Below are 12209 nucleotides of genomic sequence, written 5' to 3' on the forward strand. Positions count from 1 at the left end.
CTGACTCAATCCTTGTTTTTTAAAATAAAACCCTCCAGCAAATTATGCCGGAGGGATCAGGCAGTACGTAATGAAGCTATTTTTGCTCAAATATGATTGCCGTTTTGGGATTCGCCATGTATTCTACGGGAGATCCTAACAGCTCGGACACGAAGCGTACGGGTATAAACGAACTATTCTTCTTCAACAGTAACGGCGCATCAAATGAAACGGTTTTTCCATTCACATTTGCTTTCTTCTCATTCACTTTCCAACGGATCGTCGTGTTGTCTTTGCTGATCGTTACCTCTTGTTTGCTTTGGTTCCACCCTACCTTCGAACCCAATCGCTCGGATACAAATCGAATCGGGACATAAGTGCGGCTCGATGCAATAAACGGGGCTTCGCTTAACTTAAAGGAACTCTCTCCTACGTAAGCAGTTCTACTCCCGATTACTAATCGCTGGGCTTTCAGTTGGGAAGACCCACCTCCACCGAGCTTATTGAGAAGTTGATACGTTTTGGTCGTACTTCTTAAATCCAAATAGTTACCGCTTAAATCCAACGCGTATCTAATTGCTCCCGTGTCAAAATGAGGAGGATCGAACGTATGATTTCGAATGGGATCCAAATTCCATACACGGTTATCCGCTAGATATAAATAATGAAGTTCGCTTAGGGATTTCAGAGGCTCAAGATTGTAAACCAGATTCGAGTTTAGATTCAAGGAAGACAGGTTAGACATTTTTTTCAGTGGATCTAGTTTCTTGATCTGATTGTTTTCCGCGGAAAGAGATCGCATTAGCGTCATCCCTTCAAGCGCACGGAGATCCGAAATTCGATTGCTTCCGATGTTAAGGCTCATTAAACTTTTGGATAGCGGCTTAAGTGGACTCAGGTCCGAGAATCGATTGCTCGCTAGTTCCAAATTCTTTAGCTTGGTTAATTTGCTCAAGGGCTGAATTTTCGCGATCTGGTTCCCGTTCAGTTGTAACCATGTTAATTCTGTGGCCGTCGATAATGCCGTAATATTCGAGATTTGATTATCGTTCGCTTCGAATGTATGCAGACGCCCAAGCTGCTTGATCACATCAATCGACGAAATTTGGTTCCGGTTTACGATCAACATTTCCAAATCCGTCATGGCGGACAAATCCTGAATTGAAGCGATCTGATTGTCCGCAATATCAAGTTCGCGAATCTTAGTCAATGGCTTGAGTGGCATAATATCGTCAATTTCATTATTGGACAAGTCAAGATATTTCACATTGGAAGCATATTGCAAGCCTTGAATGCTTTTAATTCCTCGATTTGAAAGATCAACCAAGGTTAATGATTGCATATCTTTCTGTGTAACGGCCGCATTTGCATCCTTTTTTAAAATTTCTTTTATTGCTTGCTCCAACTGCTCGTCCTGAAAACTTACTTCCAGGGAAGCCTGCTCCATAGATGCCTCGCCCGGTAAGCTGATCATCATTACCAAAACTAATACTAGCCCTGATAAAACCTTATTCATTTGGTTCCTATCCCCTCTTCTACTGGTGTCTTATGGTAATGACGCTTATACCGTTAAAGAGTTGCGGTCCAATTTTTTACATTCCTACAAAAGATCTTGGGAATTTTAAATTGCCAAATCTAAAAGTGGCTGCTCCGTATGTTGAATTTGTATATGACATAGATAAGCCACCTGGTTTCTTTCCAAGTGGCTTATTAAGCTTGCTACATATTTGATTTTTTTCGTTTTATCCCTTGAAAAATCAGCATAAACGCCATGAAGAAGAATAAAGTATTGACTGAACTTAGAGGCTGTTTTCCTAGAAAGTCCTTTATTATAAGATAAGATTGGATAACCAAGATTATGGCTGCATATAGGAAGTACATATCCGATTTGTCTTTAAATTTCCGGCCAAGTAACTTAATTATCATTGTAAATGCAGTGGCATAGATAGTGATTATCCCCATAAGGAAAAGAGCTAGGATCGTTAAGCTCATCAAATCAGCCCTTCCATTTATTGATAATTACATTTTATCACAGGGGTGTTGTTTGTAACATAATCATTTTGGTGTTTCAGGAGTTTAATTAGAGATTAACTAGCGTTTACCTCGACTTATACCGCTGTCTATATTCGCTCGGCAGCATGCCTGTCTGTTCTCGAAAAGTTCTGCTGAAATATTTCTCATCCTCGTATCCGGTTTGCTTGGCAATCCAGACAATGGGCCTGGCCGTCTGCTCCAGATATTCCCGCGCTTTATCGATCCGTACCTTGCGCAGATATTCATTGAAGGAATAGCCTACGATTTCTTTGAAACATTGGTAGAAGTAGCTTCGGCTCAGATTGACCCGCTTCGCAACATCGATAGCGAATAAGGGAAACTCAAGTTCGTCGTGCACGATCTTGACCGCGGACATAATGCTGCCACTCACTTCCGGGCTCAGCTGCAGGCTGCCTGAGCGCGTTATCCCATTTTCCCTGAATTGTTTCATCCAGTCCGCAAACTCCCGCCAGCAGGTAAATGTGTCAGGCAGCTTGATATCATCCGGTTGTATCGCTCTATAGAGCCGGTTCCAGTCAACCATAAAGCCGTAGATCCATTGCATTAGTTTGGAGACGGGGATACGCAGCTCTTTTAATCGACTACAAAGCTTATCAAAGGCCTCATCGTCATGAACCCATGTGAAGGCGTGCAGTAATTCCTTCACAGTGTCCGCCTCTTCTTCTCCCGGTTCCGGATGTTCCACCAGCAGCTCCATGACAGACTTCTCAATCGGATAGGTCTCATTGCCGTCGCAGTCGTAGAAAAAATCTCTTCTCCTGTAGGCCCGGATCCGTTGATGCAGATCGGATGGAGATAAATCGGCTGTATGCCGCAGCCGCACCATATGCCATCCGGTGCTGCGCGTTCCGTTTGGAAGCGGCGGCAACGGGTCTTCTTCGTCATTGCCTTGAGGCTGAGCCTCCTTGGCAAGATCCGTCAACCACAACAGAATAGAGCCTTCCGCTTCGGCTATCCAGCCCAAGGAAACGCAATCCGCAACCATTCTGCTTGTTAATGGCTCATCCGGGAACTTCAATAGCGCATAGGCCGTATCGCAAGAACAAGCCTCTACTATCGAATCCGACTCAATTTTGTGCTTCTGCTTCTCTTCCACAATGCGCGAGTGAATACGCCGAAACACTTCTTCGAACTGTTCTTTTTCAAGCTCTACCTTGGCGATGTAATCAATGGCACCCAGTCGCAGCGCTTCCTGGATGTATTCAAAATCCTGATGAAGCGTCAGCACGGCGATCGCGATATTCGGATATTGCTTGCGTACAACCCGAATTAATTCGATGCCCGACATCACCGGCATGGCTAAATCGGTCATTAACAAATCCACCCGATTCGCCTTCAGAAACTCGAGCGCCTTCTCCCCGTTAGCGGCTTCGCCTACAACTCTCATTCCGAACGATTCCCAGGGCAAAAAGGACATCAATCCCTTACGTACAAGCTTGTCGTCGTCTACGATGAGAACATGGATCATTTCGTTTAATTCCCCTCCCCGATTTGAATCGAAATGATGATCCGGGTACCTATGCCAAGCTCGCTTGTTACCGTAAGACTCGCTTTCCCTTCGTAATGAAATTCTAACATTCGTTTGACATAATTCAGGCCGATTCCCATTCCCACTCGATGGTGTTCAGCCTGTTCCTGCTCAAGCAATGCCTCAATCGTATCCTTAGAGATCCCCCCACCGTTATCTCGAATTTCGATCTCTAGTCTATCATTCTTTCTAACCTCCACCTCGATCCTGCCGTTGTCATCTAGTCCGTGATACAGCGAATTTTCAACCAACGGCTGCAGAATGAATCTAGGAACTGTCACTTCGAGCAATGCGTCGTCCACGTGAATATGGACATCGAACTGAAAATTGTATCGAATCTGCTGAAGAATGAGATATTGTTTCAATGAGTCAATCTCATCCCTGATCGTCGCGACACTGTTGCCTTTGCGGAGATTGTAGTAAAGCAGTTTGTTCAACGAAGTGACAAGCCTGTCGATCTCCTCTTGACCGTTCATAACGGCAAGCCAGTGTGCGGTATCCAGCGTATTCATTAGAAAATGCGGATTAATCTGATACTGCAACTTCTCGATCTCCAGATCCGCTCTGCGCTTCTCCTTGGCCTTGACTTCAGAATACAGCTGCGTAATCTGAACCTTCATATGTTGAAATTGATTTAACAACATCTCAAATTCCGGGATGCGCGAATGCGTGGCAGCCGCATTAAAATTGCTGCCCGCAATCGATTTGATCTCCTTATTGAAGTGTGACAGCGGCCGGTACACCATTTTCCATAACAGCCCGCCAATCGTCAGACTGACTACAGCGAACAGCAGCGCCAGCCCCAGCATCTGCATCATCCAGCGATTTTTCTCGCGGTTGTAGTCGGATTGCGCAATAAGTGAGACCACACTCCAGCCCTGATTGCTGACTTGTCGATACCAATAATAGTCGGAAGTAATACCTGTTACCAGCGAAGGCTCTGGTGAGTCCGAAAAAAATGAATTTTCAGGAAAGATATCTTGAAGTTCGCTGTATGAAATTCTTCCGTTGTTGTCCAGAATTAAATGATTGGTATGCTTGCTGACTTCATCCAAATCCAGAATGCTCTGCGTCAGCTTGAAACCGGACTCAATGTAGACATAGGCATCTTCCCTCTCCGGCAAATCAACCTTACGCAAGGCCGAAAGCACATATTGATTGTTGAATCGATCATTACTGATATGCGGTCCAAAATAGGTGATGCCATAATACTCTGCTATGATTGGAAGGTTATCGATATCGAATGGTTGTTTCATGCCTGTATTCTCAAAAAGAGTGGTCTGATCGTCGCGTAAATAATACAGCGTTAACCCGACATTGGGATTCGTGAATGTAATGAGATTCAGCTGATTTTTGATTTCATCCGTCAGATAACTCCGGTCATAGGGCTGCTTCGCCATCAAAAACATCTCAAGCTGCCTACCGACATTCCCCTTAAAGGTCAGTTGTTGGGAAACGTGATTCAGATTGTCCAGCGTGTTCTCAAGCGACAATCTGACCTGCTTTAAATTGCTTTGAATGCCGGATTGCAGCTTCGTATTCAGAATGGATGTAATGGTGTTGTATGAAAGATAACAGGTGCAGATGAAAGGGATCAATGTGGCTGCGGCGAACAGTAAAAGAATTCTATTTTTCAAGGTCAATCGCTTCAGGCGGGATTTCCAATCCTTTTCCGGTTTCATCGTTTCATCCCCATCAATTACTTAATAAAGTGTCTGTAAACTCGAGCGCCCCCCTATGTTGTTTCCCAGGGCCCTGAATCTCATCATCATTACCGCAAAAACGGTGTCATGTCGGGCAAATCGTAACCGCTTCCAATCACTTGTGAAGGTAACTTTTCTGAATTGAATAGCCGCTAATTTCTCTTCCACCGTTTTACGGTAATCCGGAAATTTTGGATCTCGAGACAGGGTCCTGCTCTCATTCTATCTGATCATTCAAAATCTCCTATGAAATGGGCTCCTCCTCTCTTTGAATGATATGGATTACGACGTGCATAAATAGAAACAGGTGAAAATTCTTTTTAGAATATAACATAAATAAAGAATGATTATTGAGCAAAGATTTCAATACATCAGGTGCCTAAACTGTTATCCTTCAAATGAAAATCTGGGTAGACATATGTCTGCTCCTTAGTGGGTGAAATGTCCAACCACCGGGAACAGCCGTAAATTTTTGTACATATGACCCCCTCATTTAGAAACCACCTTCTATCCTTGAAGGCGGTTTCATTGTGTTACAGTTAAATGGTCCATGAGGATAGTAATTCCATTCAATCTGAAAGAAGGGGTGTAATTATGAAAAACAAGTCCAATATGTTTGCGCTTATACTGGCCTCTTTTCTCGTACTAGGTGCTTGCAGCAATACAACGAATAACACGCCGGCTGCACCGGAGAAAAGCGCGGAGTCAAGCGAACCCGCTGATCCATTTGGCCGCTACGAAGAACCTGTCCAGATCAGCATCAGTATTGAAATCGATCCCACCGATAATGAATTGCCGCCTGGCGACACGCCGCTCGACAATCAATACACTCGTCAGATTAAGGAAGCGCTTAATGTGGACGTCGATCATCAATTTGCTGCCTCTGGCCAGAATCTTCGTCAGAGAATTAGTCTCGCCATTGCAAGTAACGATTTGCCGGATGCTATGGTCGTCAATGCCGTTGAGCTGCGCCAAATGGTCGAAGCCGACCAAATTGCCGATTTAACTGAGGTGTATAAGCAATATGCTTCCCCGGATATAAAGACAATCATTGAAAATACCAACGGTGCTGCCTTGGATGCAGTAACATTCGATGGTAAAATGATGGCCCTTCCGGGTGTGCAAGCCAATGCCGATGGCATTCACCTCATGTGGATTCGACAAGACTGGCTGGATAAGCTGAACCTTGAACCGCCAACTACGATGGCTGAGCTTGAGGCCGTCGCCCGTGCTTTCGTCGAAGATGATCCAGATGGAAACGGTCAGCGCGATACGATTGGGATCACCGGACCGGAGAGTGGTGGCAAGCTGTACGCGAACTTCCTTGAGTCGAAGAACAATTTATACGGTTTTGACGCCATTTTCTCCGCGCATGACTCGTTCCCTGGATACTGGCTCGAGGGCGAGGATGGCAGCCCTGTATACGGCTCGATCCTGCCGGAGACTCGTGAGGCGTTAGCTAGTTTAAGAGATTTGTATTCCAAGGGACTGATCGATCCCGAGATGGGTGTTCGAAACAAAGCGGATGAGCCCATTATCGCCGGAAAATCCGGTATGTTCTTCGCGCCATGGTGGATGGCTTACGGCCCGCTAACCAATGCTGTAAAAAATGATCCTGAAGCCAACTGGCAAGCTTATGCTCTGCCTTTAAATGAAAATGGCGAATTTAGACCACATGCTGCTACCCCTTCTACTGAGTTTGTGGTGGTTCGGAAAGATTACGAGCATCCAGAAGTTCCTATGAAATTACTTAACAATTTGTTTAAAAACGAGCAAGAGAACACCTTTGACCCGAGCAAAGGCGGTCCCGGTTACTATCCGCTCCGCGTGGTACACGCTCCATCCGATGAAATTGAATTTACAGTCAAAGCCCTCCGTGATGTGCTGGCCGGCAATAAAACCGCAGAGGATTTTGCGGATGACAAAGCCTACAAACTGCTGCCTTCGGACATCGCCAGTATCAAGACAATCAAAAAAGAGCCTTATGATTCTATGGATCTTTCAACATGGAACCCTGAAGCGAACTGGGGAGCATGGACTCGAGCGTACTCCATCATGGTAGGCGGCAGGCCGCTGGTTGATACCGAGTTTGAGGAGGTAACCAGTCTTCTGTATGAGCAGACGCCGTTAATGGAGAGCCGTTGGGTAAATCTGCGCAAGTTAGAGGATGAGACCTTCCTGCGCATCATCATGGGTGCGGCTCCGCTGGAGACATTCGACTCCTTCGTCGAGAACTGGAAGCGTCAAGGCGGGGACCAGATTACTCAGGAGGTTGCGGACGCGCTGGCAAAGTAAATCTTAAGGCATATAACGAATCATATAGCCAGAGCTCCAGGCACCTGAGAGGAGCTCTGGAACATTCGATGTAGGATTCAGGGAAAGGAGTGCTGTCATGCGAATGAAAGGTTTCGCCAAACATTATTATCTGATGCTGATCCCGGGATTTCTATGGCTGTTCGTCTTCAGCATCGTTCCGATGTTCGGCATCGTCATTTCGTTCCAATATTTTAATCCTGGCAAAGGTATACTGGGCTCGGATTGGGCGGGGCTTGAGCACTTCAAGTATATGTTATTGCTGAAGGATACACAGGAAGTCTTTATCAATACGCTTGTCATCGCGTCCATGAAGATTGTCGCTAATCTGATTGCGCCTCTGCTGTTTGCACTCATGCTCAATGAGCTGCGTCTGATGATTCTCAGACGTTGGATTCAGACCATTGTTTATCTGCCTCACTTTTTATCCTGGGTTATTCTGGGGGGCATTGTACTTGATCTGTTCTCCTACAACGGCCCCGTCAATCAATTGACTGCTTTGTTCGGATTCCAGCCCAAGCTGTTCTTTGCCGATTCCCAGCTGTTCCCGTTCCTCGTTGTCGGCAGTGACGTTTGGAAGGAATTCGGTTTTGGTACCATTATCTATCTTGCGGCGCTGACCGGAATTAACCCGGCACTGTACGAAGCCGCCAACATCGATGGCGCGGGACGCTGGAGAAGTCTCTGGCATATCACGCTGCCCGGGATTCGCACGACAGCCGTATTGCTTACGGTACTCAGCTTGGGTAATGTGCTTAACGCTGGTTTCGACCAGATCTTCAACCTGTACAACCCGCTCGTCTATTCTACAGGTGATATTATTGATACCTGGGTCTATCGAACAGGTTTGCTCAACCTGCAATATGAACTTGCGACCGCCGTCGGCCTGCTGAAGTCCGTTGTGGGCTTCCTGCTGATATCCGTCTCGTATTATCTGGCATACCGTTTTGTAAACTATCGCATATTCTAAGAATTCATCCGGATGCAAAGCTATTTAAACTCATCCCATTCCAACTAGAGTAGGAGGTGCTGACCGTGGTCAGAGATCGGACGTTCGGCAACCGAGTGACTGATATTATACTGATTGTAGTCCTGATTGGCATTACTTTGTCATGCATCCTGCCGATCTGGTACACGTTCTCCCTTTCGCTTAGCTCCAACTCTGCCGCTGCGGCCGGTAAGGTCTGGCTATGGCCGGTCGATTTCAATCTTAACGCATATGCCCAGATTCTCAATGACAATCAGTTCTTCCGGTCCTTCTGGACCTCGACTCAGCGAGTTCTGCTGGGGGTTATGCTCAATTTTATCACGGTTGTGCTTATGTCTTACCCGCTCTCGCGGACAGCGAGAGAGTTCAAGGGGCGCAATGTGTTCATGTGGATTCTCATTTTCACGATGTTGTTTAACGGCGGTCTGATCCCGTTGTATCTGACGGTCAAAGAGCTCAACATGCTGAACAGCATCTGGGCACTTGTCCTGGTTGGAGGCGCGCAGACACTCGTCTTCAACGTCATCCTCACGATGAACTTCTTCCGCAACCTGCCCAAGGAGCTGGATGAAGCCGCCCTTGTCGACGGCGCGGGACCCTGGTACATCCTGTTCAAGATCTACATCCCGCTGGCCGTGCCGGTGCTGGCGACCGTCTCGCTGTTCAGTATCGTGTATCACTGGAATGAATTCTTGTACGGTCTGATCTTCATGTCCCGTGAGCAATTCTATCCACTCCAGACGTATATCCAGCAGCTCGTCGTCTCGGTCGATCCATCGACGATGTCCGAGGACCAGTACCGTCGCTTGTCTGAGTTGTCCAACCGGACACTCGATGCCGCCAAGATCTTCATCGCGATGCTGCCCGTCCTCATCGTTTATCCGTTCCTCCAGCGCTTCTTCATCCACGGGATTACGCTGGGTTCGGTTAAAGAGTAGCCGAGTGCGGCCGAATGGCGGTGATCGTTGTGGAACACCGTGTAGTGACTGGCCCTCCCTCCTGTCATCTTCAACGTCAGCATTTGAACAGCTAAAGGGAGATAAAAACAGCGGCATGGTAGGACACAAATATCCTAGAATGCCGCTGTATGTTTCATACTATAACGTCCCTCCGTTAGTATAACTATTCATCATCTCTGCAGTTCCCCAAGGAGTTAATGTACAATGAGGACTGGGCAACTCGATAGCTGTGAAACCTTGTGGCTGACACTTCCAAGCATCATTCCTTTTATGCCCCTTAGCCCACGGCTTCCAATAATAATAAGTTGCTGCTCGGTATCCCTTGAAAAATTCAATATTTCATGTGCAGGATCTCCCTTAAGATGAACTATTTCCGGTTTAATTCCCGCAGATTCTAACTTAGATTTCGCTTGTTGCAACTGTTCCAAACTCGCTTTCTCCATTTCGTTTAATATTTCCTCCAAGAAATTCTCTGGTACATATATCATGCCATTTGATACATATTCCTGGCTGACATTAACTAAGGAAACTTGAGTTTGTTTGTTTTGTGCTATTTCAATGGTTGCATCGAGGAGTTTGTTCGTTATTTCAGCTTTATCAATGGCCACCATAATTTTGTCAAACATATTTATCATCCTTTCCGAGGCAACTCGTAATGATTTCGGCTACCTACAAAACGGTTTCTTGCTGCTCCTATGCCGACTAAAAAGAGTGAGACCGAAGCGCCAAGCAGAATGAAAAGTGGCAGGTTCCAACTATTGGTTGCATCATGCAGATATCCTATAAGGGCAGGACCAATTGCGGCAAGCAGATATCCGATCGATTGCGCCATGCCAGACAGTTCCGCTGCTTGATGCGCATTTTCAGTACGTAACCCGAAAAACATCATGGACAAACTAAAGGCGAAGCCTCCACCAATTCCGAGTATGATGATCCACAACAGAATGATATTGGAGCTTCCATAAAGAAGTCCGAGCGTTCCCGTCAAAAACAAAATGGTTGTGATGACCACTAACAAACGTTGGCTAGACATGCGCCCAGCAATAACGGGAACAATAAAGGTAAATGGAAGCATAGCTAACTGCATGATCGAGAGGTACCATCCTGATTGGCTGGAGTCAATTCCTTGCTCCTTTAAAATTTCAGGCAACCATGCGATCAACACATAGAAAACCATGGACTGTATACCCATAAACAAGGTTACTTGCCAGGCAAGCGGGGAACGCCAAACATTCACATCGTTGCTGGCCATCTGTTGACTCGTCGTGGCTGTTTGCTTCGTTTGATTTCTTAATTGGGGCAACCAACAGAGGATCGATACAAAGCTTAGAATCCCCCACATTCCCAATGCTCCCTGCCATTTTAGCCCTGCGTTCACGGCTAGCGGTACACTGATTCCCGATGCGATTGCTGCACATAAATTCATTGAAATCGAGTAAACACCTGTCATGGAGCCAATTTTATTTGGGAAATCCCGTTTGATTATACTGGGCAATAATACATTACAAACGGCAATTGCAAATCCAAGAACTGCTGTCCCAATAAACAGATTAACTGCGCCAGATAAAGATCGTATTACAATACCAACAGTCAGAAAGATTAGGGCAATCAAAATGATACGCTCAACCCCATACCTTCGTCCTAATTTTGGGACTAGAGGCGATAATAAAGAAAAGGCAAGCAAGGGTACCGTTGTGATCAGGCCTGCTAATGTATTTGTAATATGAACGTCATCCCTTATAAGGCTCACTAAAGGACCAACTGAGGTTAAGGGAGTACGTAAATTAGCTGCAATAACAATAATGCCGAGAATGATTAGCCCTACAGAGGATGGCACGGATTTTTTATTTTGTTTTTTCGGCATCTCTTCATTTCTCCTTCCTGAATTCATACACATTATTTTTTTCTATATGTTATTAACATCCGCGCGAACAACAAAAGTATATTATAATATATTTAAATTAACAAGTAATATTTTATGATATACCTTTTCTCATCTAAACAACAAAAATACAACTCTGAATTCCCACCATGAATTCGGAGTTGTATTTAATAAGTAGAATTTATCGACTTTTAGAAACCATACTTTAAGGATATATGGAGCACTGTTTCGCTATCCGTATGGTTAGTATAAGAGTGAGGACAATCTGCACGAAAACTGATCGTATCATATTGATTCAATGTATAAATCTCTCCATTGATTTGAATTTCAATGGAGCCCGTCATTACTGTCGCAATTTCAGTTGTATTCACATGATGACCTTCAGGGTGATACGAGCTATTTGGCTGTAAGTAAGCCCGACACATTTCAATATCGTTACTTTTAAAGACTGGCTCAATGATCCAATTCTTTTGATCATTAGAAAACCGTAGCCCTTCGCCTGCTCGATACAAACTAACAGGGTTTTCTGATTTGAACAAAGCCAATAGCGGTAAAGATATGCCTTTTGAAATTTTCCATATAATTGCCAAAGTTGGATTTGTATCGCCACGTTCGATATTCCCCAGTGTAAGTTTGCTTACGCCCGTAATTTCCGCTAAATCGTCTAGACTCATGTTTTTTTCTTTTCTATACTTTTTCAACGCACCGCCCATTTGTAATACAATTTGTTTTGTTTCATCAACTTCATCCATTTGATATTCACCTCAACCTTTAACTTTATAGCTAGTATATTGTTTATCTA

General features: G+C 45.1%; 9 protein-coding genes. 3 read left to right on the plus strand and 6 right to left on the minus strand.

Annotation, left to right across the window (positions count from 1 at the left end; genetic code table 11):
• Positions 1-76: 76 nt before the first annotated feature.
• The 3 genes from PAEVO_RS09425 to PAEVO_RS09440 form a co-directional block, all read right to left on the minus strand.
• Complete coding sequence (locus tag PAEVO_RS09425) at positions 77-1453, minus strand: stalk domain-containing protein (RefSeq protein ID WP_243390698.1); 1377 nt, start codon at positions 1451-1453, stop codon at positions 77-79.
• A 624-nt stretch (positions 1454-2077) separates the two neighbouring features.
• On the minus strand, positions 2078-3502 hold the full coding sequence (locus PAEVO_RS09435; protein ID WP_100537309.1) for a response regulator transcription factor: 1425 nt from the start codon (positions 3500-3502) through the stop codon (positions 2078-2080).
• Positions 3503-3507: 5 nt separating this feature from the next.
• A complete protein-coding gene (locus PAEVO_RS09440; protein ID WP_100537310.1) occupies positions 3508-5244 on the minus strand; it encodes a sensor histidine kinase in 1737 nt (578 codons plus the stop codon).
• Between the two features lie 615 nt (positions 5245-5859).
• Here PAEVO_RS09440 and PAEVO_RS09445 point away from each other — a divergent pair.
• The 3 genes from PAEVO_RS09445 to PAEVO_RS09455 all read left to right on the plus strand — a co-directional run bounded on the left by PAEVO_RS09445 (position 5860) and on the right by PAEVO_RS09455 (position 9504).
• Positions 5860-7560, plus strand: coding sequence for an extracellular solute-binding protein (locus PAEVO_RS09445; RefSeq protein WP_100537311.1), 1701 nt, complete (start codon positions 5860-5862; stop codon positions 7558-7560).
• A gap of 97 nt (positions 7561-7657) precedes the next feature.
• Positions 7658-8548, plus strand: coding sequence for an ABC transporter permease (locus PAEVO_RS09450; RefSeq protein ID WP_100537312.1), 891 nt, complete (start codon positions 7658-7660; stop codon positions 8546-8548).
• A 65-nt stretch (positions 8549-8613) separates the two neighbouring features.
• Entirely contained in the window at positions 8614-9504 is an 891-nt protein-coding gene (locus tag PAEVO_RS09455) for a carbohydrate ABC transporter permease (protein WP_100537313.1), read from the plus strand.
• Positions 9505-9719: 215 nt separating this feature from the next.
• Here the strand turns inward: PAEVO_RS09455 and PAEVO_RS09460 are convergent, their stop codons facing one another.
• From PAEVO_RS09460 to PAEVO_RS09470, 3 genes are all read right to left on the minus strand, one after another.
• Complete coding sequence (locus tag PAEVO_RS09460) at positions 9720-10151, minus strand: universal stress protein (protein ID WP_100537314.1); 432 nt, start codon at positions 10149-10151, stop codon at positions 9720-9722.
• A 5-nt stretch (positions 10152-10156) separates the two neighbouring features.
• Complete coding sequence (locus PAEVO_RS09465; protein WP_243390699.1) at positions 10157-11389, minus strand: CynX/NimT family MFS transporter; 1233 nt, start codon at positions 11387-11389, stop codon at positions 10157-10159.
• A gap of 209 nt (positions 11390-11598) precedes the next feature.
• Positions 11599-12159 carry a helix-turn-helix domain-containing protein gene (locus PAEVO_RS09470; RefSeq protein ID WP_100537316.1) on the minus strand — a complete coding sequence of 187 codons (561 nt, stop codon included), beginning with the start codon at positions 12157-12159 and terminating at the stop codon, positions 11599-11601.
• Positions 12160-12209 lie beyond the last annotated feature (50 nt).

Source organism: Paenibacillus sp. GM2FR (genome assembly GCF_002803325.1).
GTDB lineage: Bacteria > Bacillota > Bacilli > Paenibacillales > Paenibacillaceae > Paenibacillus_AQ > Paenibacillus_AQ lautus.

Bases quoted from the DNA above. Each gene is read 5' to 3' on its own strand.
- PAEVO_RS09425 (WP_243390698.1), bottom strand. From the start codon at position 1,453: ATGATCAGCTTACCGGGCGAGGCATCTATGGAGCAGGCTTCCCTGGAA.
- PAEVO_RS09435 (WP_100537309.1), bottom strand. From the start codon at position 3,502: ATGATCCATGTTCTCATCGTAGACGACGACAAGCTTGTACGTAAGGGA.
- PAEVO_RS09440 (WP_100537310.1), bottom strand. From the start codon at position 5,244: ATGAAACCGGAAAAGGATTGGAAATCCCGCCTGAAGCGATTGACCTTG.
- PAEVO_RS09445 (WP_100537311.1), top strand. From the start codon at position 5,860: ATGAAAAACAAGTCCAATATGTTTGCGCTTATACTGGCCTCTTTTCTC.
- PAEVO_RS09450 (WP_100537312.1), top strand. From the start codon at position 7,658: ATGCGAATGAAAGGTTTCGCCAAACATTATTATCTGATGCTGATCCCG.
- PAEVO_RS09460 (WP_100537314.1), bottom strand. From the start codon at position 10,151: ATGTTTGACAAAATTATGGTGGCCATTGATAAAGCTGAAATAACGAAC.
- PAEVO_RS09465 (WP_243390699.1), bottom strand. From the start codon at position 11,389: ATGCCGAAAAAACAAAATAAAAAATCCGTGCCATCCTCTGTAGGGCTA.
- PAEVO_RS09470 (WP_100537316.1), bottom strand. From the start codon at position 12,159: ATGGATGAAGTTGATGAAACAAAACAAATTGTATTACAAATGGGCGGT.